General features: G+C 39.3%; 26 protein-coding genes and 1 pseudogene. 8 read left to right on the top strand and 19 right to left on the bottom strand.

From position 1 onward, the window contains the following. Window positions 1–6: 6 nt before the first annotated feature. The 7 genes and pseudogenes from AB2N10_RS09640 to ubiE all read right to left on the bottom strand — a co-directional run bounded on the left by AB2N10_RS09640 (window position 7) and on the right by ubiE (window position 5316). Window positions 7–792 carry a TatD family hydrolase gene (locus AB2N10_RS09640; RefSeq protein WP_354623869.1) on the bottom strand — a complete coding sequence of 262 codons (786 nt, stop codon included), beginning with the start codon at window positions 790–792 and terminating at the stop codon, window positions 7–9. Window positions 793–802: 10 nt separating this feature from the next. Beyond that, window positions 803–1579 carry a twin-arginine translocase subunit TatC gene (gene tatC, locus AB2N10_RS09635; protein WP_354623870.1) on the bottom strand — a complete coding sequence of 259 codons (777 nt, stop codon included), beginning with the start codon at window positions 1577–1579 and terminating at the stop codon, window positions 803–805. Continuing rightward, window positions 1576–1941: a Sec-independent protein translocase protein TatB gene (gene tatB / locus AB2N10_RS09630; RefSeq protein ID WP_354623871.1), complete on the bottom strand. Its 366-nt coding sequence runs from the start codon at window positions 1939–1941 to the stop codon at window positions 1576–1578. The genes tatC and tatB overlap by 4 nt, the downstream gene beginning before the upstream one ends. Before the next feature lie 25 nt (window positions 1942–1966). Next, window positions 1967–2203 carry a Sec-independent protein translocase subunit TatA gene (gene tatA, locus AB2N10_RS09625; RefSeq protein WP_354623872.1) on the bottom strand — a complete coding sequence of 79 codons (237 nt, stop codon included), beginning with the start codon at window positions 2201–2203 and terminating at the stop codon, window positions 1967–1969. A 67-nt stretch (window positions 2204–2270) separates the two neighbouring features. Then, window positions 2271–3910, bottom strand: a pseudogene (gene ubiB / locus AB2N10_RS09620) (ubiquinone biosynthesis regulatory protein kinase UbiB). Further along, a complete protein-coding gene (locus tag AB2N10_RS09615) occupies window positions 3903–4529 on the bottom strand; it encodes an SCP2 sterol-binding domain-containing protein (protein ID WP_354623874.1) in 627 nt (208 codons plus the stop codon). Before AB2N10_RS09615 ends, ubiB begins: the two are co-directional and overlap by 8 nt. Before the next feature lie 31 nt (window positions 4530–4560). After that, the gene (ubiE, locus tag AB2N10_RS09610) at window positions 4561–5316 is read right to left on the bottom strand and encodes a bifunctional demethylmenaquinone methyltransferase/2-methoxy-6-polyprenyl-1,4-benzoquinol methylase UbiE (RefSeq protein ID WP_354623875.1); all 756 of its coding nucleotides are present in this window, start codon (window positions 5314–5316) and stop codon (window positions 4561–4563) included. 287 nt (window positions 5317–5603) lie between these two features. Here ubiE and pgi point away from each other — a divergent pair, with 287 nt between their 5' ends. The 3 genes from pgi (at window position 5604) to AB2N10_RS09595 (ending at window position 10563) form a co-directional block, all read left to right on the top strand. Continuing rightward, a complete protein-coding gene (gene pgi, locus AB2N10_RS09605; RefSeq protein ID WP_354623876.1) occupies window positions 5604–7256 on the top strand; it encodes a glucose-6-phosphate isomerase in 1653 nt (550 codons plus the stop codon). A 244-nt stretch (window positions 7257–7500) separates the two neighbouring features. Next, a complete protein-coding gene (locus AB2N10_RS09600; RefSeq protein ID WP_354623877.1) occupies window positions 7501–8502 on the top strand; it encodes an NAD-dependent epimerase in 1002 nt (333 codons plus the stop codon). A gap of 117 nt (window positions 8503–8619) precedes the next feature. Beyond that, window positions 8620–10563 carry an LTA synthase family protein gene (locus AB2N10_RS09595; protein ID WP_369433758.1) on the top strand — a complete coding sequence of 648 codons (1944 nt, stop codon included), beginning with the start codon at window positions 8620–8622 and terminating at the stop codon, window positions 10561–10563. Window positions 10564–10587: 24 nt separating this feature from the next. Here the strand turns inward: AB2N10_RS09595 and lpcA are convergent, their stop codons facing one another. Genes lpcA through AB2N10_RS09565 form a run of 6 tightly spaced genes read right to left on the bottom strand, consistent with a single transcriptional unit; the run spans window position 10588 to window position 14140 of the window. Continuing rightward, window positions 10588–11169: a D-sedoheptulose 7-phosphate isomerase gene (gene lpcA / locus AB2N10_RS09590; protein WP_354623881.1), complete on the bottom strand. Its 582-nt coding sequence runs from the start codon at window positions 11167–11169 to the stop codon at window positions 10588–10590. 42 nt (window positions 11170–11211) lie between these two features. Continuing rightward, window positions 11212–11793, bottom strand: a complete 582-nt coding sequence (locus tag AB2N10_RS09585; RefSeq protein ID WP_354623882.1) for a glycosyltransferase — start codon at window positions 11791–11793, stop codon at window positions 11212–11214. A gap of 1 nt (window position 11794) precedes the next feature. Next, window positions 11795–12274, bottom strand: coding sequence for a hypothetical protein (locus AB2N10_RS09580; protein ID WP_369433757.1), 480 nt, complete (start codon window positions 12272–12274; stop codon window positions 11795–11797). Window positions 12275–12282: 8 nt separating this feature from the next. After that, the gene (locus AB2N10_RS09575; protein ID WP_369433756.1) at window positions 12283–12501 is read right to left on the bottom strand and encodes a hypothetical protein; all 219 of its coding nucleotides are present in this window, start codon (window positions 12499–12501) and stop codon (window positions 12283–12285) included. Further along, window positions 12459–13073, bottom strand: a complete 615-nt coding sequence (locus AB2N10_RS09570; protein ID WP_369433755.1) for a glycosyltransferase family 2 protein — start codon at window positions 13071–13073, stop codon at window positions 12459–12461. The genes AB2N10_RS09575 and AB2N10_RS09570 overlap by 43 nt, the downstream gene beginning before the upstream one ends. A gap of 8 nt (window positions 13074–13081) precedes the next feature. Further along, the gene (locus AB2N10_RS09565; protein WP_354623886.1) at window positions 13082–14140 is read right to left on the bottom strand and encodes a glycosyltransferase family 9 protein; all 1059 of its coding nucleotides are present in this window, start codon (window positions 14138–14140) and stop codon (window positions 13082–13084) included. Between the two features lie 100 nt (window positions 14141–14240). Between AB2N10_RS09565 and AB2N10_RS09560 the strand changes: the two genes are divergently transcribed. Then, window positions 14241–14945 (top strand): 3-deoxy-D-manno-octulosonic acid kinase, encoded by a 705-nt coding sequence (locus AB2N10_RS09560; protein WP_354623887.1) that lies wholly within the window; start codon window positions 14241–14243, stop codon window positions 14943–14945. Here the strand turns inward: AB2N10_RS09560 and waaA are convergent. Both waaA and waaF read right to left on the bottom strand, forming a co-directional pair. Then, a complete protein-coding gene (waaA, locus tag AB2N10_RS09555; RefSeq protein ID WP_354623888.1) occupies window positions 14940–16205 on the bottom strand; it encodes a lipid IV(A) 3-deoxy-D-manno-octulosonic acid transferase in 1266 nt (421 codons plus the stop codon). The genes AB2N10_RS09560 and waaA overlap by 6 nt on opposite strands. A gap of 26 nt (window positions 16206–16231) precedes the next feature. Then, entirely contained in the window at window positions 16232–17260 is a 1029-nt protein-coding gene (waaF, locus tag AB2N10_RS09550; protein ID WP_369433754.1) for a lipopolysaccharide heptosyltransferase II, read from the bottom strand. A gap of 143 nt (window positions 17261–17403) precedes the next feature. Here waaF and AB2N10_RS09545 point away from each other — a divergent pair, with 143 nt between their 5' ends. After that, window positions 17404–18516, top strand: a complete 1113-nt coding sequence (locus tag AB2N10_RS09545) for a glycosyltransferase family 9 protein (RefSeq protein ID WP_354623889.1) — start codon at window positions 17404–17406, stop codon at window positions 18514–18516. Beyond that, window positions 18513–19619, top strand: a complete 1107-nt coding sequence (locus AB2N10_RS09540) for a glycosyltransferase (RefSeq protein ID WP_369433753.1) — start codon at window positions 18513–18515, stop codon at window positions 19617–19619. Before AB2N10_RS09545 ends, AB2N10_RS09540 begins: the two co-directional genes overlap by 4 nt. A gap of 126 nt (window positions 19620–19745) precedes the next feature. On the opposite strand, the gene AB2N10_RS09535 is transcribed toward AB2N10_RS09540, so the two are convergent. The 4 genes from AB2N10_RS09535 to rfaD all read right to left on the bottom strand — a co-directional run bounded on the left by AB2N10_RS09535 (window position 19746) and on the right by rfaD (window position 24185). Continuing rightward, entirely contained in the window at window positions 19746–20828 is a 1083-nt protein-coding gene (locus AB2N10_RS09535; protein ID WP_354623892.1) for a glycosyltransferase family 9 protein, read from the bottom strand. Window positions 20829–20842: 14 nt separating this feature from the next. After that, window positions 20843–21931 carry a glycosyltransferase family 4 protein gene (locus AB2N10_RS09530; RefSeq protein ID WP_369433752.1) on the bottom strand — a complete coding sequence of 363 codons (1089 nt, stop codon included), beginning with the start codon at window positions 21929–21931 and terminating at the stop codon, window positions 20843–20845. 3 nt (window positions 21932–21934) lie between these two features. Further along, entirely contained in the window at window positions 21935–23143 is a 1209-nt protein-coding gene (locus tag AB2N10_RS09525) for an O-antigen ligase family protein (protein ID WP_354623895.1), read from the bottom strand. Between the two features lie 91 nt (window positions 23144–23234). Then, a complete protein-coding gene (gene rfaD, locus AB2N10_RS09520; protein WP_369433751.1) occupies window positions 23235–24185 on the bottom strand; it encodes an ADP-glyceromanno-heptose 6-epimerase in 951 nt (316 codons plus the stop codon). A 177-nt stretch (window positions 24186–24362) separates the two neighbouring features. Here rfaD and glpE point away from each other — a divergent pair, with 177 nt between their 5' ends. Next, complete coding sequence (gene glpE, locus AB2N10_RS09515; RefSeq protein ID WP_354623896.1) at window positions 24363–24677, top strand: thiosulfate sulfurtransferase GlpE; 315 nt, start codon at window positions 24363–24365, stop codon at window positions 24675–24677. Window positions 24678–24694: 17 nt separating this feature from the next. Beyond that, complete coding sequence (locus AB2N10_RS09510; RefSeq protein WP_354623897.1) at window positions 24695–25045, top strand: DUF6572 domain-containing protein; 351 nt, start codon at window positions 24695–24697, stop codon at window positions 25043–25045. Window positions 25046–25142 lie beyond the last annotated feature (97 nt).

The following is a 25142-nucleotide window of genomic DNA, read 5'->3' as shown; positions in this document are numbered from 1 at the left end:
CTCCTATCAAAGGGGTAAATTAAAAAATGCTTGGCTATTTTTTTGTGTGTTTCGGATAACCGTTTGTACAGATTGTTGACGCGCCAAAGCAATCGTTTGTGCAATATAAGGGAGATATTTAGGTTCATTGCGACTTGATTTTGGTTTAGGCCGCATACTTCTTGGTAACAGATAGGGGGCATCCGTTTCGATCAGCAAACGATTATCTGGAATTAACTTTACTAAGTCGAATAGCTCACTGCCACGACGTTCATCGCAAATCCAACCGGTAATACCGATGTGTAAATCTAATGCTAAGCAGCGCTCTAATTCAGTTTCATTGCCTGTAAAACAGTGTAGTACTGCATGGGGAAGTTGCTGCCGATAGGGTGTTAATAATTCGATAAAACGGGCATTAGCATCGCGTTCGTGCATAAAAACGGGCAGTTGTAATTGCACCGCCAATTCCAGTTGTTGCACAAAGGCATACTCCTGCTCTGCTGGGGTTGAATAATTACGATTAAAATCTAAACCGCATTCACCAATCGCTTTAACCTGTGGATTTTCAGCTAATTGGGCAAGCTTAGCAAGGCTGTGGCTATCAAAGTTACTGGCATCATGGGGGTGAATGCCGACGGTGCAAAAGAGAAAATCCTGTTCAGTTTGTGCTAATGCAATCGCTTTTTCGCTACTTTCAATATCCGTTCCCGTGATGATCAGTGCAGATAATCCCGCCTGTTTTGCATTATCAATCACCTCATGGAGATCGTTTTGGAAACGTTTATTGGTCAGATTGACACCGATATCTATCATGATTTTTGTTCTACTCTGGCGTTTGTTGTTCTTCTATCTGCTCTTCTTTTGGAACATAAAAACGAGCAAACAGTAGACCAAGTTCAAATAATATTAACATCGGCACCGCGAGTAACGTTTGGGAAATAACATCTGGAGGCGTTAACAGCATACCAATGACAAAAGCAGTGACGACAATGTAAGGTCTTTTTTCTTTTAATTTTTTAGGGGTTGTCGCACCAGTCCAGCATAATAATAGCGTGGCAATGGGGATTTCAAAGGCTAAACCAAAGGCAAAAAATAGTTTTAATACAAAGTCGAGATAACTGCTGATATCAGTTGCGATGGTGACACCTTCCGGTGCGGTGCTAGTAAAGAATGAGAATACCAAGGGAAAAACAACATAGTAAGAAAAGACCATACCTAAATAGAAAAGTAGGGCACTGGTTACCACCAAAGGGGCTACCAATTTACGTTCATGTTTATACAAGCCCGGTGCAACAAAAGCCCATATTTGATAGAGGATCACAGGTATCGCAATAAAAATTGAGATGACAATAGTCAGTTTTATTGGTGTGAAGAAAGGGGTAGCAACTCCCGTTGCGATCATGCTGGAGCCTTCAGGTAGTTGGCTCGTTAGTGGAATAGCAAGGTAGTGGTAGATATCGTTAGAAAAATAGACCAAGCTTAGAAATATCACCATCACGACAGCGACAATGCGTAATAATCGATCACGTAACTCTAATAAGTGAGAGATTAGCGGTAAACTATGCTGTGAATTTGCATGGTCATTTTGTTGAGTGCTCATTCACTTTTACCCTCGGTTTTGATTTGGCTTGGATCACTCTTAGTTGTTTCGCTAAGTGTTTCACCGTCACTTTGATAAGGGCGACTCAAATCTTTAGCAGCTTGTTTCATTTCATCAATGGATTGTTGCAGTTCGGGATCGAGATTATGCAGCCCATTTTTACTGGCTTTTATCATATTTTCATTCATCTCATGCAATTTCAGTTCATGTGAAATATCACTTTTGACCGAATTAGCCATACTTTTGGCAGTGTTTATCCATTTGACCACACTACGAATAGCCGTTGGTAGACGTTCTGGGCCAAGAACAATCAAACCAATAACGGAAATAACAACCAGTTCCCAAAAACCAATATCAAACATTTAATTTGAACCTTTTATGAGAAAATTATTCCTGCTCTTTCTGTTTTTCTTTTGTATCTGTTTTATGCTCTGTTTTTAATTGTTGCTCAGTACTTTTATTTTCAACTTCCTTAGCGGCGCTTTCTTCTTCACTCATCGCTTTTTTAAAGCCCTTAATTGCACCTCCTAAATCACTTCCTATGCCACGTAATTTTTTGGTGCCAAAAAGTAAAACTACAATAACTGCGATAATGATTAATTGCCAAATGCCGATGCCGCCCATAATATTTATCCTCGATGATTATATTTGAATTAAATAGTTAACAAGTTGTAATGCGTTATAACAAAGTTTACAACTTATTGGAATGGTGCCAAGTGATTAACCAAGCAAAAACAGTTGGAACTGCTGTTACTAATGCAAGATTTTGATCTGACAGTAAATACGCCAAGGTAGTTACTATGGTTAAGGCGATGCTGACTGCAATATAAAAATTGTTCTTTTGCTTTTTATGCAGTTGTTTATTGAGCGATTCCGTTAACAACTGCAGCTGTTTTTGTTGCGATTTTGTTTGTGATAAATGTTGATGAATCAGCTCAGGAATTTCTGGCAATTTTTCTAGCCAAAAAGGGGCTTTTAGCTGAATTGATTTGAGTAATTTTGCAGGGCTTATCTGCTCTTTCATCCAATTCTCGAGGAAGGGTTTTGCGGTGTCCCATAAATCTAATTGTGGATATAACTGTCTGCCTAAGCCTTCAATGTAGAGTAATGTTTTTTGCAACAAGACTAATTGTGGTTGCACTTTCATATTATAGCGTCGCGCAGTGTTGAATAGATTAATTAACACCTGTGCAAATGAGATTTCTGCGAGTGGCTTTTCAAAAATAGGCTCACAAACAGCACGAATAGCAAATTCAAACTCTTCTACGGGGGTATCTGCTGGTACCCAACCCGAATCGACGTGTAATTGTGCCACTTGGCGGTAGTCGCGATTGAAAAAGGCTAAGAAATTTTCAGCAAGGTAGCGTTTATCTTCATTATTAAGTGTACCCACAATGCCACAATCAATACCAATCCAGAGCGGATCTTCTGGATGTTCATAGGAGACAAAGACATTACCGGGATGCATGTCCGCATGGAAAAAGCTGTCTCTAAACACCTGTGTGAAAAAGGCTTCTACCCCCCGTTCAGCAAGCAGTTTAAGATTAGTGCCCTGTGCTTGTAATGATTTTATGTCGGAAACCGGGATACCATAGATACGTTCCATCACTAGCACTTTTTTGGTGCAGTAGTCGGGATAAATCTCAGGTACATAGAGTAACTTTGAGTCTAAAAAATTGCGCCTAAGTTGAATCGCATTAGCGCCTTCGCGCATTAAATCAAGTTCATCTAATATGGTTTTTTCATATTCTTGCACTACTTCAACGGGACGAAGTCGTTCCGCTTCTTTTATGAAGCGTTGCATGAGTTGGGCAAGCCATTTCATTAACTGTAGATCCGCTTTGATGGTTTTTTCAATGTCGGGGCGGATCACTTTTATAACCACTTCACGGTTATCTTCACGAAGAATAGCGGTATGTACCTGTGCGATTGATGCAGAGGCCAGTGCTTCAATATCAAAATCAATGAAGAGCTCTTCAATGCTTTTTCCTAATGAAGATTCAATCTCTTTAATCGCCAATTCCCCTGCAAAGGGGGGAACATTATCTTGCAAATAAGCAAGTTGATCGGCATAGGCTGGTGGCAATAATCTCGTCGAGTTGAGAGCATCTGACCCAGTTTTATATAAATAGGTCCAAGAGATTGAAGTGCTAAGCGTAATCGTTGAGCTATTTCTTTCTCTTTGTGCTTGTTGCGTAGCCAAAATAGCGCCACTCGGAATAAGCGGTAACTAAGGGGAATATGCTCTTTGGTTATTAATTCAATTAATCCATATTCAATGATGGTTTTATTGATTTGATATAGTCGTGAAATCTCTTTTAGTTTAATCATTAACCGTTCCGTTAAATTTTTCAGTACAACGTTTTAAACGGGCTTCAAGTTGTGCACACTGTTTTTCAACGTCACTGACTTGATCGCAAAAATAGGCTACCTGTAATGGACCAGGGGCTATTTTTAACTCTTCAGTAACAATTTGCGCGCCGTGAGACTGTAATTTAATGAGTTGTTGATTAATATCTTGCTTGGCTGATTTTAAGTGATAACAAATTTTATGTGCGAGTACATCACCGACTTTCGTTGACAGAAACTCTTCCCAATCAATATTCATTTCAGTTAATAGCTGAGCGAACTGCTGGACAAGTTTTATATCTCCTTGTACTTCTAACTGTTCTGTTTTAATTAAGTGGGTAAGTTGAAGGTTATTCTGAAGCTCGGGTAAAGCGGATATATTTACGTTGATAGAACAGTCTATAGTTCCTTCAAATTGGCTTAATATATCGATTTGTTGTGCACTAATCACAAAATATAGAGGTTTATTTAGCTCTTTAATCAAGACAGAGAAAATGGTCCCATCAAGTTGCTTACGGCGTTGTTCAGCACAGGCATCAAGTTGATGTATTTTATTGACCGCTGTTTCAAGTAATCCGCAAAATAAGTTATCTAATGGCATAGTTATCTCTGTTTTGTAAGTAGGGCGTTATCTAGTATTTATATCCACGGTGAAGCGCCACGATGCCCGCGCTTAAATTAAAGTATTCACTTCCTTCAAAGCCGACATTTTCCATCATCTCTTTTAGTGTATCCTGATTTGGATGCATGCGAATACTTTCTGCAAGATATTGATAACTATCACTATCATTAGCAAATAATTTGCCCAATTTTGGGAGGATATTAAAAGAATAGAAATCGTAAAATTTACTAACAGGCTTATATAGTGGCTTGGAAAACTCGAGCACTAATAAACGGCCACCGGGTTTTAAGACGCGATAGATAGAAGCTAATGCTTTATCCTTATCGGTGACATTACGTAAACCAAAGGCAATGGTGACCAAATCAAAATGGTTATCGGGAAAAGGAAGTTCTTCTGCGTTGGCCTGTACATAATTAACATTGCCGACAATACCAAGGTCACGTAATTTGCTACGGCCAACTTTAAGCATTGATTCATTGATATCCGCTAAAACAACGTGACCATTTTTACCGACAATACGGGAAAACTTTGCCGTTAAGTCGCCTGTTCCACCGGCTAAATCTAATACCTTTTGGCCTTGACGAATACCAGAACAATCAATTGTAAATCGCTTCCATATGCGGTGGATACCCATCGATAAAACATCATTCATCAGGTCGTACTTAGCCGCAACAGAGTGGAATACATCGGCAACTAGCTCAGCTTTTTGGTTTTCCTGAACCGTCTTAAAGCCAAAATGAGTGGTGTTTTCTTGTGTGTTACTCATATTTCTCTCTTATTTTATACTAATTTAAGGCGCTTAAATGAGATCGAAGATGATACCTTATTTTATAAAAAAGGGGATATTTATTGTTATATTGGCCATTATTTGGCAATTGCTACCCGCTGATAGCGCTATTGTTGATTTAAATTAAATTTTTGTGCGATGCAAGTCAAAATTTTTACGTTATAATCATGCCATTCAATGAATTTAGTAATAGCTCTAATTAATGAGTTAAAAAGCTATTCGTTATTGTGAATCAAGTTTCTAAACATAACTTTTGGGATACAACAATGCTAAAAAATATCAATCCAACGAAAACAGCGGCATGGTCTGAATTACAAGCTCTATTTGATGCTAATTCTGATATGCAAATGGCGACACTTTTTGCTAATGATGCAGACCGTTTTAAGGCATTTTCTTGTCAGTTTAACGATGAGATTTTAGTCGATTTTTCTAAGAACTTAATCACTAAAGAGATTTTTGCAAAACTGTTGCAACTTGCTGAAGAAGTGGATCTTAAAGGTGCGATTAAAGCACAGTTCGCGGGTGACAAAATCAATGTGACTGAAGACCGTGCTGTTTTACATACGGCGCTTCGTAACCGTAGTAACACTCCCGTTATGGTTGATGGCGAAGATGTTATGCCAAAAGTGAACGCTGTTCAGGAAAAAATGAAAGCATTCTGTGCGAAAGTACATTCAGGTGAATGGAAAGGTTACACGGGTAAACGTATTACAGATATCGTTAATATCGGCATCGGTGGTTCTGACTTAGGCCCATTCATGGTAACTGAAGCACTTCGTGCCTATAAAGTAGATGGCATCGAAGCACATTTTGTATCGAATGTAGATGGTACGCACATCGTTGAGACGTTAGCGAAACTGGATCCTGAAACCACACTATTCTTAATTGCTTCAAAAACATTTACCACGCAAGAGACAATGACCAATGCACACAGCGCACGTGATTGGTTCTTAAATTTTGCGCAGGATGAAGCCTTTGTTGCTAAACATTTTGCTGCACTATCAACTAATGCAAAATCGGTTACGGAATTTGGTATCGATGTTGATAACATGTTTGAATTCTGGGATTGGGTAGGTGGTCGTTATTCAATTTGGTCTGCAATTGGTTTATCAATCGCATTGACCATTGGTTATGATAATTATGCAGATCTACTTGCTGGTGCTCATGACATGGATAAACACTTTGCTGAGACTGATTTTGCCAACAACATTCCGGTTATTTTAGCAGTTATTGGTATTTGGTATAACAACTTCTACGGCGCAGAATCTGAAACTATTCTGCCTTATGACCAATATATGCACCGTTTCCCTGCTTATTTCCAACAGGGTAATATGGAGTCAAATGGTAAATCAGTGGATCGCAATGGCGATGTGGTTGATTATCAAACGGGTCCAATCATCTGGGGTGAGCCGGGTACAAATGGCCAACACGCTTTCTATCAATTAATTCATCAAGGCACTAAATTAATTCCTTGTGACTTTATTGCACCAGCGATAAGCCATAACCCGACTGGCGATCACCATACTAAACTGCTATCTAATTTCTTTGCACAAACAGAAGCGTTAGCCTTTGGTAAAAGCCAAGCACAAGTGGAAGCTGAATTTGCAGCGGCAGGTAAAGCTGCGGCGGATGTGGCGCATTTAGTACCTTCTAAAGTGTTTGTTGGTAACAAACCAACTAACTCTATTTTAGTGAAGCAAATTACGCCAACAACATTAGGCCAATTAATTGCGATGTATGAGCAAAAAATATTCGCGCAAGGTATTATTTGGAATATCTTCTCATTTGACCAATGGGGTGTGGAACTGGGTAAACAACTTGCGGGACAAATTCTGCCTGAATTGAATACAGCAGATGACGTTGCAAGCCACGATAGCTCAACAAATGGTCTAATTAATACTTGGAAAGCTTGGAAATAAGCGATTCTAGTGACCATAAAAAACCGCTTTTTTAAGCGGTTTTTTTATATCTATCCATTTATTTTTTGCCAATTTAGTTATCTCCATTCGCATAATATGATGGTCATTGCTAATAAAATGCTTATACCTTTTAGATTTTTACGATAGGGCTTATACTGCGCTAACATGGATATAAGTAATTCGACTGGGTGGCAAATAAAGACTGTTGTGCCCTAGATTTAGATGTTAACGAGATAGGCTTATTATGAAATATTTAGTAACAGGTGCGGCAGGTTTTATTGGAAGTGCGGTTGTTGAACGGTTGACTGCTGCAGGGCATGAGGTTATCGGCATTGATAATCTAAACGATTATTATGATGTTAGCTTAAAAACCGCGCGTTTACAGCGGATTGAACATCCCCTATTTACTTTTATTAAATTAGATTTAGCTGATAGAGAAGGCATGCCTGCTCTTTTTGCTACGCATCAATTTGATCGCGTTATTCACCTCGCCGCGCAGGCTGGCGTTCGTTACTCCATCGATAATCCCTTAGCCTATGCCGATAGTAACTTAGTGGGACATTTAAATGTATTGGAAGGTTGCCGCCATCATAAAGTGAAGCATTTAATTTATGCCTCATCGAGTTCAGTTTATGGGTTAAATGGTAAGGTGCCATTTGCGACCAGTGATTCAGTGGATCATCCTATTTCACTCTATGCTGCGACTAAAAAATCCAATGAATTAATGGCGCACACTTACTCACATTTATATGATGTGCCTACTACAGGATTACGGTTCTTCACTGTTTATGGCCCGTGGGGACGACCTGATATGGCGCTATTTAAATTCACCCAAAAAATAGTCAATGGTGATGTGATTGATATTTATAATCAGGGGGATATGCGCCGTGATTTTACCTATATCGATGATATTGTTGAGGGTATTATGCGCATTCAAGATGTTATACCGACCAAAAATAGTGATTGGACAGTGGAAACTGGCTCGCCTGCAACGAGCTCGGCTCCCTATGCCGTTTATAACATAGGTAATGGCAATCCCGTTAAATTAATGGATTTTGTCAGCGCATTAGAAACTTCACTGACAATGCAGGCGAAGAAAAACTTTATGCCAATGCAGGCCGGGGATGTTTATCAAACCTATGCCGATACACGCGATCTCTTTAATGTGACTGGCTATCAGCCTAAGGTGGGCGTTGCTGAAGGCGTGGAAGCTTTTGTGCAATGGTATCGATCATTTTATAAGTAACCTTAGGCTATTTATTTTCCCGATGGAGTAGTGATGTTTCAGTGCAATTTTTACAGGCTAATACGACTGATTTTTATTCAAGTTTTATTATCTATCTTGTTTCTATCGGCGTTTCGCTTGTTTTTTCTGTATAAAATTGCTGATAGCGCTACTTTACTTGCCTATATCAATGATTTACCCCTAATGGCGCTAAGGGGGCTACGATTTGATTTAAAAGTCATTTGTATCGCTTTTTCTCTTCCTCTTTTAATTGGCTTAGTGACGGCTAAATCAGAACGATTTTTTAATCTGTATCTACGCTTTTCGCTTGCCTTTAGTGCTCTGATCTATTTTCTTATTTGTCTCTTTTCGATCGTTAACTTTTATTATTATCAAACCTACGGCAATTATATTGATCTCTTTATTTTTGGGCTTTTTGATGATGATACTTCCGCTGTTATTGATAGTATCTGGACAGATTACCCGGTTATGTTGGGGCTTAGTTTTAGTGTGCTGATCAGCTTTTTGTTTACTTATTTAACTAAAAAAAGCTTGGTCACGGAGCTGCAACTTAAGCAAATACGTCGTCAAAAAAATCGACCTTATTTGACAGGTTGCGCGGTTTTTCTCTGTATTGCTCTGTTTTTTCTGTTTGCACGCGGAACCTTGGGGAGCCATCCCCTTAAACGATACCATGCTAATATCTCTGACAATGTAAAACTCAATATTGTTACTCCAAATCCATTTATGGCGTTAGATTGGGCTAAGTCTGATTATGAGCAGCAGTTCACATTCAGAGCCGTTAATGCAAAAGAGTTACTTGCGAGTATTGAACAAGTTGTCAAAAGTGATTCGTTGCAACAACAAACTCCCGTTAATCCTTATTTGGTGAGTAACCGTCCCAATGTTGTCTTTGCTCTGATGGAGTCGATGGCAACCAGTATTCTTGATGAAGATGACATTGTAAATAATGATGTATTGGCAAGCCTACGTCATCATTTTCAGAACGATTTTTTATTTAAACGTTTTTACGCTGAAACATCAGATACCAATGCCACGATTGTTAATCTCTTTGTGCACAGCAGTGTCCCTAATATCAGTCATTCCACGGCAGCAAAGGTAAAAATGGCCGACAGCGCGGTTATTCCTTATAAAAATGCAGGATATGAAATCATCTTTGTTAATGCAGGTAATGGCATGTGGCGCAATTTATTTAATTATCTTCCCCTGCAAGGATTTGACAAGGTTTACGATGAAAACAGTATTGCTAAGTATTTTCCAGAGGCTGCAGACTATGCCAGCTCTTGGGGAGTGCCCGATGAATTTGTATTTAAGTTTGTACAAAAAATCCTAGCCGAAAGTGATAAACCTGTTTTTATCTGCCTATTAACGGTCGGTAATCACTCTCCATATCAAACGCCAGATAATTATCAGCCAAAAGTGGTTAAACCAAGCTTGAATTTACAGGAAAAAACAGAGCTGTCGCCCGAACAGCAAATGCAAATGTTACAAACCTATCAGTATGGTGCCGACGCTTTAGGGAAATTTATCAGCCATATTAAGGGGGGGGAATTAGCCGACAATACTATTGTGGTTGCGACGGGTGATCACCGTTTGCGTTCTATGAAAACGCACAATAGACAAGATGTTGCGAGTAAGTCACAAGTTCCTTTTTATCTGTATGTGCCGCAGCAAATATTGGGTCATATTGATTATCAGTATTCACCGATGAGGGTGGGTTCGCACAAGGATATTTTTCCTACTTTGTATCATTTGAGCTTGTCGAACGCAACCTATACCACCCTTGGCGGAAATAACTTACTCTCGCAGGATGATGATAAAATATTTTGGGGCTATTCTCAGGAAGGTCTTGCATTTACTGATGGTTTTGTCGCCAATAGTGATGCCAAGCGGCGATTACAGTGGCAGCGGGCGAGCCATTTATTTAGCAGTGATGCGCAAGCCGATCCCGAACTTCCATTCACCTATAACGATGTGAATCGGCTTCGGGATCTCTATATCAATAACGAAGTGATTACCAATAACCAAGTGATTACCAATAACCAAGTTACGGCTCAGTGAGGTAATTTGGGATTCAATTTAAATTTATTTAGCCATTTCAATTTCGATTAGGCGAATAATAATATGAATCACTTTAATATGTATCTCTTGAATACGATCCGCATAACCAAAGTGGGGGACGCGAATTTCGACATCGGCACAGCCTGCCATCTGCCCACCGTCCTTACCCGTTAATGCGACAACGGCGATCCCTTTTTTCTTGGCCGCTTCAATGGCAATCAGTATATTTTTGGAATTTCCTGATGTGGATAGGCAAAAGAGAACATCGCCAGTACGACCAACGGCTTCAAGATAACGTGAAAATACATAATCATAGCCAAAGTCATTACTCACACAGGATATATGGCTTGGATCTGAAATAGCTATGCCTGGATAACCAGGGCGATTATCTCGATAACGACCCGTTAGCTCTTCGGCAAAATGCATGGCATCACAGTGTGATCCTCCATTGCCGCATGACAATACTTTTCCACCTGCTTTGAAGGCGTTGGCAATTAATTTCGCGGCGTTTTCGATATTGGCAATATTTTTATCATCTTGCAAAAAAGCATCCAATACAACGGCTGCCTCTTGTAAATCATTTATGATTATCTCTTTGTTGCTCATAACTTTCTCACTTTGTAAGGAATTGGCGAATACCAAGTAAAATTATTGTCCAATAACATTTTCAATTTGTTTATAAATGTCATCACTGTTGAAGTTTTTTCGTGCAAACTGACGTGCTTGAGAGCCCAATTTATCCCTTAAATCAGCTGATGAAATTAATGCTTTCAGCGCATCGCAAAATTCTTGGTCGTTGTTCGCTAATAACCCCGTCTCATTATGAATTATCATTTCCGGCATGCTACTGCGATTATAGGTGACGCAGGGGAGCCCTTTAGCCATCACTTCTACTAATATATTGGCACTTCCTTCATATAGAGAAGGAAAAGCAAAAATGTCAATCTGCTCTAGAAATTCATTAATATCCTGACTAAATCCAAGTAGATGGATATGTTCTTGCATACCTGATGCGAGGATTAATTGCTTGAGTTTTTCTTCTAGCTCACCTTTTCCTGCTATTAGAAGTTTTATATTGAGTCCCGCAGCAACGAGTTGTTTGACCATCTCTATTAGTACGATTTGGTTTTTTTGCGTCACTAATCGTCCTGCACAGCCTAGAGTAATTTGCTCTCTAGTGTGTTTTATTTTTTCCGGAAAATGTTCAATATTAACGCTGTTGTAGATCACCTTAATTTTTTCCTTGGGAAATAGAATCCTGGTTCTTAGCCAATAGAGAGCGTTTTATCTCTTGAGAGTTGGCTATGATATCGGTGACCACATGTTTGAATAAAAAACGATTTAACAGGCTATTTTTAATGGGGTTAGGCATGCCGCGTCGATAAACAATGTTTTTTACCTTAGCAAGTTTCGCCGCTATACCCGATGTTTTGACATCGGAGGGGAGGTTTAAAACAATGCTATTCACCTGCTCTTTTTTAAAATAGTGGTAGAGACGATAAATTTTATATGGATTTAAAAAGCTGAGGTTGCTAATCGCTACAGGAAAACAAGGGATATCAGAGTGAGACCGTTGATATAATTCACTTTTCTGATTTGTCACCATGCAAATATCATATTTCTGAGAGAAAAACTTAGCCGTTGTGTAATGCCACTTTTCACCTCCGCCCCAGACTGAACAGGTATTAATAAAGCATATTTTATTTTTCATAAAGTAGTCTACTTTTTGCTCTGTTGTTTTTTCATATATTCTCTCAGCCATAAGTCAGCATAGCGAGTGAATGTGGTATTGGCACTTAATATAGCAAGTAATAATCCGTGGCGGCCATCTAAGAAACCGCGTTTGATAATATACATTTTTATAAAACGAAACAAACCATGTGCAATCGCACTACCTAATGAAGCACTTTTTTTTCCTTCCCTTTTTGATCCGTCCATGACTTCATATACAGTGCGGTTTTGTTGCGATATTGGGTTAGCGAATCGAAAGTATAGTGGAGTAGGTCACCCTGTAGGTGTTGCACCTCGAAGTTTTTTGGAACAATAACACTTTCATGTACTAAGGCATCATTATATTGTGTTGCTTGTCGAGGGTAGAGTCGGATAATTTTATCTGGATACCAGCCTGAGTGCCTGATAAATTTACCCAGCGCATAGGTTAAGCGATTAAGTGAATAACAGGTATTGCTTGGATTATTTTGTACGGCTGCAAGTATGCTGTTTTTCAGTTCATCCGATACACGCTCGTCGGCATCTAAGGGCAGTATCCAATCGCTGCTCATCTGCTGCTGCGCGAATTGGCGTTGTTTACCAAAACCTTGCCAATCATGCTGGGCAATAAATTTGTCGGTATATTGGCGGGCAATTTGCTCGGTATTATCATCACTACCTGAGTCTACAATGACAATTTCATCCACCCAACCTTTAACGGAATCAAGGCAGGCAGCGAGATGCTTTTGTTCATTTTTTACAATCATTAAGACACCGATGGTTGTTTTATTGGTACTCATAAAAACCCTTAATTTAAATGATGTTGCTGAGCAATTAATTGATCGATTTTATGTGTGACAGCGCTAATGCTAATGTCGGCCATAATATCACTGCCTTTGACTCGCGTACTCCAGGGAAGCTGTTCAAGCGGTTTACCCTGCTGGTGTTCAACGTGTTGTTGATAGACACTGACAATCCATTGTTGACTGAAATAGGGCCCTGTGCGTTTGGGATTACTGTGTCCATACAACCCGATTACTGCGGTTCCTTGAGTGGTTGCTATATGTGCCGGGCCTGAATCTGGCGCAAGCACGATCTCGGCTTGTTTAAGCACGGCTGTCAGCTGTTTTAACGAGGTTTTCGCAATCAAATTAGTTACTTGATGGCGCATCTGTTGCTCGATTTGTTGGCCTAGTGTTATTTCCCTTGGTGCAGGAGAGCCGCACAGTACCACTTGATAGCCCTGTTCCGTAACATAATCGCCAATCGCCGCATAACGTTCACTTAGCCAGTTGCGTTCATCTTTACTGGCGGCAGGAGAGATAACAAATAGCGGTTTATTGTCTGTGCTAATTTGCTGTGCAAACTCAATGTCAGCAGTCGGCAAAGGAATATTCCACGTTGGCGTAGTTTGCTGGATGCCTAAGTAATAGGCGAATTCATAAAAGCTGTCGAGAACGTGTGCTGATGCGGTATCTGTAATGCGTTTATTGGTGAACAACCATTGTAACTCTTTAGCGCGTTTAAAGTTAAAACCGACTTTATACTTCGCCTTGATCCCCAGTGTTAATAAACTTGCTCTTAGCGCAAGTTGCATATGTAGCAAAGCGTCAAACTTTTGCTTGCCTAACTGTTGCCAAATTTTACGCATGCCTGCGAGGCCAGCTTTTTTATCGTAAACAACGATATTAATATCGGGGAGATCAGCCACAAGTTGCGCTTCGATTTTGCCAACGATCCAAGTTATCTCAGTTTTTGGCCACTGTTTTTGAATCGCCTGTACCATCGCAACAGCATGGCAAACATCGCCAATAGCGGAGAGGCGTAGAATACAGAGTGAATTAGGTGCTTGAGTAAATAGTGCCATTCATTATTCATTGATTAGTTTACATTTGCTAAGTATACAATAAGCAAAAGATTTTTTTGATTTAGATTGCTAAACTTAGAAAAAATTGAGAGATGAGCATATGATCCAACGTTACCAGCAGGGCAAAAACTATATTATTTATGATGATGAATTGATTAATGATAATTTAAGTGATTGTTTTTCAATTGACTATTGGCAAACCAAAGCATGCGTTGTGGGTTCTGCTACTGGGCGAGGCACGACCTGGTTTATTCAATTAGCTAATATACAGGGGGCACTGCGACATTATCGCCGTGGCGGTTTGTTTGGCAAAATAGTCTCTGACCATTATATTTTCATGGGGCTTGAAAAAACGCGCTGTATCGCTGAATTTCATCTTTTACATCAATTGGCTGAGTCTGGCGTACATGTTCCGCGCCCGATTGCAGCACGAGTGAAAAAAAGAAATTTTTGTTATCAAGCGGATCTTCTTTCTGAAAAAATAGCTAATGCGCAGGATCTTGTCGCCATTTTGCAACAGCGAACGTTAACGGAAATAGAATACGTTAATATTGGTCAGCAAATAAAAAAAATGCATGCGGCACAGGTTAACCATACGGATTTAAATATCCATAATATTTTATTGGATGAGCTGGGCAAGGTTTGGTTAATCGATTTTGATAAGTGCTATCAACAGCGCGGAGAAAATTGGCAAGAGGGGAATTTACAGCGCCTATTGCGATCTTTTAATAAAGAACGCAACAAACGCGCCATTAAATGGTCTGAACAGGATTGGCTGTTATTGCTAAAGGGGTATCAGTCATAAGAAATAACTTAAAGTCCTCTGCACCGCCCCTTTACTTTTATTGACCAATGCAAGGGCATTATTTCCCTGCGTTTTTCTAATGTCAGGGGCGTTAAATAGGGTAAGGAGTTGCGTGCTTATCTCGCTGCTATCGTGGCAGACGGTACATGCCCCTAGTGCGATTAGTTGCTCACTAATTTGTTGGAAATTAAAATAACTAGGCCCGATTAAAATCGGTTTAGCAAGGGCGGCTGGCTCTAGCACATTATGCCCGCCAACGGCGTTACCCAATAAACTTCCCGCCATAAAGCAGATATCGGCAGCCCCAATAAGGGTTAACATTTCCCCCATCGTATCGCCCAAGTAAACCTGAGTATCGACATCAATGGGCTCTTTGTGACTTCGTCTTGCGACCTTTAGGTGCTGCGCTTGGCACATAAAATAAACGGCATCAAAGCGCTCAGGATGGCGCGGTACAATGATTAACAGGGCATTTGGAATCAGTTCAAGTAATTGTTTATGTGCGGCAACTATTTTTTCATCTTCACCATGATGCGTGCTGGCGGCAATCCAGACAGGGCGTGTAGTGGCTAATTCTTTTCTTAAATCCATGCCGCGCTGTTTTATCGCATCGGTGATCTCTATATCAAACTTTATCGATCCAGTTACATGGATTTTCTCCTGCGCAACGCCTAATTGTGCAAAGCGCTGAGCATCATCCTTCGTTTGACAAAGAATCGTTTTGATATTGCTAGACAATAAATCAAATACAGCTTGAAATTTTTGATAGCGAGAACAGGAACGCTGCGATAGACGTGCATTGATGATGGTAATAGGGATACCCGATTTTGCCGCATAATGCAGAGTATTGGGCCAAAGCTCGGTTTCCATAATGATTAATTTCATTGGGCGAATTGCTTTTAGGAATCCCTTTACGGCAAAGGGAAGATCTAAGGGCATATACCGATGTTCAATCAGTGGCGCTAATTTTGCTATTTCTGCCGCGCCAGTGCTGGTGGTGGTGGTGACCACAATAGGCGTGTTAGGGTGCTTCGCTTTTAGTGTTTTGATAAAGGGGGTTGCGGCAATGGCTTCGCCCACCGAGACAGTATGAATCCAAATGGGCTTGCCATTTGGGTCATTAAGTTTCGGCGTAAAACCAAAATGTTCAACCCAGCGTTCAGCGAAGGCGGGTTTGTTAGGTTTTTTTTTATACAAGCCATATAAAAAAAATGGCGCAGCCAAGGTTATAAGCAAGGTATATAATAGACGTATCAGCATAATTAGCGTTTCTTAGCCATCAAAGTTTAACCCTTTAACTCATTAATCGCTGCGAACACTTGATCCGCTGATATTTCCGTTAAACATTTAAGGTGCTTAAGGGGACATTCCCTTTTAAAACATGGGCGACATTCAATATCGGTGTGTAAAATTTTAACTTTTTCTGTTAATGGTGGGGTGTAGCCTGGCGATGTTGAGCCATATAGGGCGACAACTTTACAGCCAACGGCTGCTGCAATATGCATGAGGCCCGAGTCATTACTAACAACTGTATTACAAGCCGCCATTAAATCAACCGCTTCAATAAGGTTGGTACGTCCCGCTAAATCAACACACTGTTTTTGTTGTTCAGGGGAAAGCGTCGCTTTTATTTGTTCAGTAACCGGTTTATCTTTCTCGGAACCGAATAACCATACCTGCTCACCTTGCTCAATTAACATCTTAGCCAGTGTTGCAAAATGGCCTTCAGGCCAACGTTTAGCTGGACCAAATTCAGCGCCTGGACATAGGCCGATAATATTCTCACTGGCGGTTAAAGCGAACTTGTTAAAGCATGCTAATTGCGCCTCTTTATCAATAAACAGTGAGGGAGAGGGCAATTTTTTGATAGACCCAGAGCCTGTCATCTCGGCTTTTGGATAAGCGAGGGCAATATAGCGTTCAATCATCAATGAAAATGCTTTACGATTAGTGCGCAAATCGGTCAATAGCCCATAGCGAAACTCTCCTTTCCAGCCGATACGTTTTGGGATATTAGCAAAAAATGGAATGAGGGCTGATTTGGCTGAATTGGTTAATATAAAAGCTTGCTGATAATTGTTTTTTATCAGAGCTTTGCCTATTTCACGACGTTTAAAAAAAGAAAATTGACCATGCCCTAGTGGCATCTCTATAATATTTTCTATTTCCACCATCCGACTAAGAATGGGTTTGCACCAGTTAGGTGCTATTACATCTATGCTACAATTGGGATATTGCTCTTTGAGCGTGGTATATAGTCCTTGAGACATCACCATATCACCAATCCATGATGGGCCAATAATTAGTATTTTCATAGACTCTCTACCAATAAAAATTTAAAAAGTGCTAATATAGCAGGGGTTTATTGTAAATTATATACAATAGACAATAGATCTTTATTTTGGCAGTTGCTTTATAGAAATAATCCGATTAACTGCACGTATTGGATAGAAACAAGATGATCAGAACGGTAAAGTTAATATGGCGGTTTATTCGCAATAGTAAAAAAGAGATAAAACTGAATTTATTCTCGCTTTTATGGGATAAAAAGCCAAACAGTAAACTGGCATTTAAGGATGTGCGTTCAGTTTGTTTATTACGTTGGGATAATAAGTTGGGGGATGCCGTGATGTGTAGCGCCCTTATTGATTGTTTAAGTCAATATCGTCCCGATTTAAAATTGAGTGTGATAACGGGAAATGCGAGTGCCGCTTGGTTAAACGAAGTGAGTCATATTAATATTATTCAGTCACCACGACGTAGTATGCAAACCGCGAGAAGTTATAGACAATATGCGGGTATGTTTGATGTGGTTATCGATATTAGCAATGGTTTTAGTGAAAAAGAGCTATTAGCGTTACACTCATTAAATGCTTCTTATTATGTGGGCTATGAAAAACAGCGCTACAATATTTTTAATGTTCATATTGAACAGAAGTATGTTAATTTTTTTCAGCGTTATCATGCCGTTGCCAAGCTCTTTATCGATACGCCTAATTTTGCATATAAATTTCCCTTGCCAAACTATGCAAAGGAAACAAAACAATTTCAGACGATTATTGAGCAAACTAAAAAAAGTAAAGGCTATTTAGTGGCGATGAACTTTTTTGGTTCAGGGAAAAATCGTTGTTTCTCATTTGAGCAAGCATTGCGTTTGGTTAATCGTTGGACTGAGGAAAATGGCGAGGACCATTTACTACTCATTCCAGTGCCGGAGAAAAATGATTTTTTACGCTCTTTAAAACAGCGTTGTCGTCATCCTGAACGTCTCATTTACATTGATACCCCCTGTAGTATTAACAATACCTTAGCGTTATTAACTTTTGCTGATTACTGTTTTACTCCAGATACTTCCGTTGTCCATATGGCTAGTGCTACGAATACGCCTGTATTGGCCATTTATGGTGGTAGTCAACGAAATTATGAAGAGTGGAAGCCACTGGCTAAAGGTAGCCAAGTTATTTTTAACCCCCAGCCTAAAAATCGCCATGATCGCATTTCAGTTAATCACTTTGATTGGCATGAATTGATGCAAGCACGTGCAAAATTATTGCAAGGAAGTGGGCTGTGAATATCTGTTTTTTTATCCGCGATTTAAAAATAGAAGGGGTACAGGTTGTGACTATTCGTTTAGCAGAAGAAATTGCTAAGCATGGACACCATGTCACTATATTAACCGTAACCGATGAGCATGAATTAACCGTTGCCTCGTCGATTAATGTCGAATTTTTAAGCAAGCAAGAAAATGTACATGGTTTGAATTTAAAAAATGTTCATCATCAATTCATTGCGTGGTTAACTGAAAAAGAATCACACTCTACTTTTGATGCCATCATTGCTAGCCACAGCGAAACAATAAAAATAACGGCGGGTTCTGGTCCTCGTTTTATTGCTTATATCCATAACTCCGATGAATATACTTACCATAATAAATCTTGGTATAGAAAATACCGTTTTAGGGCGAAGTTAAAAAATGCCTTAGCAAAACGGCATGTATTGACGGTCTCAAAGGGGATTCAAAACTTTATTAACCGCATCATACCCAATGTTGCAAGTAGTGTGGTGAATCTTGTTAACCCCTTTGATATTCGCGCCTTGCAACGACAAGGTGAGGACCCGCAAATAATTAACCCAATCAATGGTCGATATCTTATTTTTATTGGACGTTTAGTAGCGCAAAAAAGGGTTGACCGTCTATTGGAGGCTTTTGCTTTATTGGACGATAAAGAGATTAAGTTAATGATCATCGGTGAAGGAGAGCTTAAGGCTGAGCTGGTCGATTATGCAAAAACCTTAAAAATTGACTCGAGAATTGTTTTTCTCAATTTTATGGTTAATCCTTACCCTTTACTTAAGCAAGCGGAATTATCGGTATTATGTTCAGACCATGAGGGGTTGCCTACGGTGATGATTGAATCTTTAATCATGGAAACACCCGTGGTGGCGACAAGCTGCCCGAGTGGGCCTGCGGAAATTTTGGGTGATTTTTTGCCGGATCATTTGGTTATAGATAACTGCCCGTCTAATATCGCAAGGTGCATTGATGCTGCACTTAAAGATCCTCGCAAAATTTGTTACGCTCAGGGATATCAAAAATATGCTAATCAGGCTGTTTATGATCACTTTGTTGCATATTTAAAGCAGCGTAATTTGATAAAAAGCAATGAAAATTAAGGCGCTAGCGCAGATAGCAGAACAATACATCAGGTAACGCAGGGGGGCTAGCTAGCCCCTTAGGTTAAGGGACTATCACCAATCTGCGTTGTAATAAAATATTTATGTAGAATAAATATACTGCTACTATTTTTCTTTGCTGCGATGTAATTGCACTAAATTGATGATTTTGTCTATGCTGACATCTTCAATAGTGCCGTTATTTTCCGCTGCTGCAATTAGCGCATTTCCAGATAAGGGATCACCATCCGCACGCCACGCTTCATCTGCTCTAATAATAACGGTTTTAATACCTAAAGCCGATGAAATATGGCCGATGGATGTATCCGTTGTCGCTGTTAATCCGATATCCATAATGGCGTTACACGCATCGATAATTGATGTACTTGAAATAAAGTTAAGTTTACTTATGGCATTTTCTGTTAAGCATTTTCTGACTTCATCTCTTGCAAATACATACACCTGATAGCCATGCTCAATGAGTGCATTAATAATTTCATCTGATTTATCTGCAGATAATGTATTACCTGATTGTGTGCCGCATGGATTGAACAATATTGAATTATCAGCAACTTGTTTTATTATTACCTTTCTCGGAATATTCAAATCATAATTAAATTCACCACTTCCTTCTATGCCGATATCGGGGAGAATTGATACCATTCTTTTGGTAAATTGTCGTGTCTCATCGCGGTTTTTACCGATATAGCGATGGAACACATTTGATCCAATCAGGTCTATTCCCCTCTCGCTTAACCCTTTTACTGGCAATGCTAAACGTTCATTAGCGTGTAGCTTTAGGATACGGTAAAAAACTGGCCACTTCATTGCTTGACCAAGGTATAAAACCTTATCGTACTTTTGTTTGTATAATGTTTGTAGTGCCAATTTATCTTGTTTATTTAATGACAGCGGTTTGGCCTGAAAGTTAATATTCCAAATCACATCTATAGCGCTATGATTTTTAATTATATCAATGTTTCTATCTCTGCATATAAAATCAACAGACCATTCAGGCCTGGCTTTTTTTATAGCATGAAACAGAGGGGCAGTAGCCACGGTGTCGCCAATTGCATCATAGGATATAATTAACAATCGTTGTTTTTGTTCATTTTCAATCGGCTGTATTGGCGTTGCAATACGTTTGAAAAACCAAAATAAGAATTTGTATTTAATGTTTTTTATAAGGTTGATTTTTTGCTTTTTCATAATAAATCAGATAATTAATTATTTATAAGGGAAGCAAAAAAATGTAAGTGCTTCTCAACTGTTTTTGCTAAGGAAAATTCTTGATGCATAAATTGCTGTGCTTTTATTCCCATCTCTTTAGTTGCATTGGGATTTTCTACAAAGAACTTTATTTTGGCAGCGAGTGCATTGACATCCTTGCTTGGGATAATAAAACCACTCTCGCCATCCTTAACTAATTCTGGAGAGCCACCCGTTGTGGTTACTATTGAGGGTAATGCATAAGCCATCCCTTCAATCACCGTTTTCGGTAAGCCTTCCCCGCTGATTGAAGGTTGTATTTGCAGATCTGCTGCCGCCATTAATCCCGGCACGTCATTACGATATCCGGCCACGTGAATGCGTGCTCTCATGGCATTATTGGCAATTAATTCGCTATAAGGAGACTTATCTAAATCGCGACCAACCACGAGTAGGTGAAAATTGCTATAATCAGCAAGTTGATTAACCGCTTCTAGAAGTACAGCGACCCCTTTACTTGGTCGGGCATTGGCAACGCAAATGGCGACAAAATCCTCTTTCTTAATGGCAAACTCACTCAAATCTGAAGGGGTATCTTTGAACCATTTTGGATCGTGGCCTTTATAAATAGTGACCACGTTTTTTTTGTTTTTCCACACCTGTTTCTGCACATCTTCTTGCACGGCTTTGGCAACACAGGATATACCATTCACGCGAGGATTTAGCTGCGTTAAATAAGCCGTTGGGTCGTGGCGATATAAGCCTCCAACGGTGCCTCGATAGGCGATCAGTTTTGCTTTAAAACCCAGGCAAGCGAATGCGGCATTCGGAATAGTTTTCGAATTCATCGCGTACACTATATCGTAGTCATCATTACGCATTTCATTACGTATGGTTTTAATAGTACGACAGCAAATTTTACGCGTTGGGTAACAATCAATGATATTGATATTATGCTCACGAAAGCGCGACACGTATTCGGCATCACCCTGCGTGACAATGGTTATTTCATGGCCCATCTTTGCCATTTCGATAAACATTTCTGCTTCTGGGCGAACACTGTTCCAAGCATCCCGATAGGAGCTATGAATAAGAATTTTCATATTTTATACCACTGTTTTTGTATTAAATAAATTATTAATTCCGAGAAATAAAAGCATAAATAGTAGATAAACGACCGGTAAATGGGCAAAGGGAACATCGGTTAACGCGGCAATACCAAGGGATGCAATAATCATCGTTATCGGGAGTGTTTCGCATACCTTGCTGATCAAGGCAAGGTATAAACAGTAAAGAAAAATAGATAACATAAGCAGTAAACCAATAAAGCCCGTTTTCACTGTCGTATCAATAAATTGATTATGGTAGTGCATCGGATTAAATTTAACGACCTCTTCACTGGTGAGCCCTTGTTCATATTGTTTGCTTATCTCATTGCGAAATGCTTTAGTTCCGACGCCTAAAAATGGATGATCATTGATGGTATAGATGGCGCTTTTCCAAAATTGTAACCTTAATCCTACTGAGGTATTTAAATTGTCATTAGAGATATTCTGTATCTCATTTGCCGTTCTTTGCCACATGGTTGTTAATACGCGTTGATTGGCGATTGCGACCATTATCAACAGCAGAATAAGTGTACCGCCCACTTTTAAATTTATCTTTTTATGTAAGTTTATTATTAATAAACAAGGGATGATGGCTATTAGCACCCCCCGCGTCCCCGTTAAAAACGTACAAAATAAAGCGACGAGGCTAGCGAGTGTAAAAATAATAAATTCTTTTCTACACTGCGTATTATTGGCTATTAGTGCGGCACTAATAGAGAGTAACATACAGCATGTGGCAAAGGGGATTGCATTCATCGGTTCACCAATGCGTGTAATACCTAATAGGAACGCTTGCCAATAGGCAAAACAGGCTAATAGGGTAGTACCAATAAGAATTGAGGCTTTTAACCAATTAATATGGTATCGATTAACGGGATAAAAATAAAAATAGAGTGATGAAACAAATAGGGTGCGAATAAATCCATGATCGACATGATGAATAACTTTGCTTAGCAACAAATAGATAATATTTAAACCAATAAAAAAAATAAAATAGCGATTTTTTTTGTCTTTATAAGTGCCTGAAAAAATTGACTTTCGACCAATATAGATAGCCGTTATAACGGCAACGACAAGAATGCGAGTCATGATTGAACGGCCATCTTGAAGCATCATTAACCCTGAAAACATCCATAACAGAGGTAGGTGAAGCAAAAAATTTTGCACGAATGTAATGGCTTGTTGACTGCTATGTTGAGATTTCATCAATTATCTTAATTTATATTTAAATTTATGTGAAAGCATTTCCCAAGTGAGGGTATTCAATTGGGAAATTTCTGTGAATGAAACTTGGAGCTTATTCATTTAAGATAGTCATGTATTCCATGACACCTTGTGCGACTGATTTAAACTCACCCTCATAGCCAGCAGCTCGTAACTTTGTTAAATCCGCTTCGGTAAAACTCTGGTAACGCCCCTTGAGATGGTCGGGGAATGGGATGCGTTGAATAGTGCCCGTATTGCCTAATTTTTCATTATGATAGCTAACAACGGCTTTCCCCACTTCTAAGAACGATTCAGCTTTACCGGTGCTGAGATTATAGATTCCCGAGATGTTGTTATCAAAGAACCATAAATTAACTTTACAAACATCACTAACATAGATGAAATCACGTTTGTGGTCACCTTCAAACAATTTTGCATTTTCACCTGCGTTGAGCTGATTGTTAAGGTGGAATGCAACACTTGCCATACTGCCTTTATGTTGTTCTCGAGGCCCGTAGACGTTGAAATAGCGAAAACCAACAATTTGCGGCAATATTTCGCCGTGTGCTTTGGCATCTGCCCAGAGATTACGAACATATTGATCAAATTGGAACTTTGAGTAGCCATACACGTTGAGCGGTTTTTCAAAGGCGAGTTCCTCTTTGAAAGTGTCATTACCACCATAGGTTGCAGCAGATGATGCGTATAGAAAAGGAATATCTCGTTCTATGCAGTAATGGAGTAGATCTTTTGAGTATTCATAATTATTTTCCATCATGAACTTGCCATTCCACTCAGTAGTTGCAGAACATGCCCCTTCATGAAAAATCGCCTCTATATCACCAAAATCTTGGCCAGATACAATCTGATTGATAAATTCATCTTTGTCCATGTAGTCCATAATTTGTAAATCAACGATATTGACAAATTTGGTGCCATCGGTGAGATCATCAACAACAAGGATCTCAGTAATTCCACGGTCATTTAATGATTTGATAATATTACTACCAATAAAGCCTGCACCGCCTGTTACTATAAACATCTCATCTCCTCGGTTCTACGTCGCATTTTAGCCAATTCATAACGCTTTATATTAACACGTGATCTGGTTTTATGCGTGGGTTAATCGTGCATTATGTGTTGCAAAATTTACTGGTAATGGAAGGGTATTTGTTGCAATAATGTAAATTATGTAGGATTTTTACAGGTTTTAGGGAACATGTCACAGTTTAAATTAATAAGTGCCTATGATGCTTATCAGCGTTTAGCGACGGAAAATATCCAAGTGGTGGATATCCGTGATGAACGCTCCTTTGCAAATGACCACGTAGAAGGGGCTTTTCATCTCACCAATAATAGCATTGCCCAGTTTATTGCAGAGGTTGATGTTAAGACACCCGTCTTTGTTATTTGTTATCATGGTAATAGTAGTAAAGGTGTGGCGCATTATCTCAGCGAGCAGGGCTATCTGGATGTTTATAGTGTTAATGGTGGTTTTGCTGACTGGCGAGTGATTGAGCCGCTAAATGAATAAGGTGTAAAGGTATAAACATGAGTGTAGTGGATACAGCCTGTATTGATGCCATTGGCATAGAAAAAGAAGTAAAACGCGTTTTTTTAACTATTATCGATCCCTTATTGTGGGATCAGGACAATGTTCATCTTTTTACTCTGCAGGAGAAAATTAATACTTACCTATTTTTTATTGAATCCGGTGAGCTATATAAATCATTTCCCGATAGTAAAGGGTTTGATATCGCGATTGAGTTGATTTTAAAACATATGCCAACGAGTGAAGCGATTACTTTTTTTGATAAAACATCGCAAATTCTATTGGAAAAAAACATCGTGTTTGTATTTGGACCCAATAAAGAGCATGGCTATGCAGAGCAGCAAAGTTAGCAACTGTTCATCATAAAGGCGGCGAAAGCCGCTTTTTCTTTTATTTTGTAAGCTGTCAATTTTAGCTAAATTAGTTTGCAATTTATTCAATAGAGGG

The sequence above is a fragment of the Psychromonas sp. MME1 genome (genome assembly GCF_041080865.1).
GTDB lineage: Bacteria > Pseudomonadota > Gammaproteobacteria > Enterobacterales > Psychromonadaceae > Psychromonas.
This window is presented reverse-complemented; position numbering and strand designations above follow the sequence as displayed.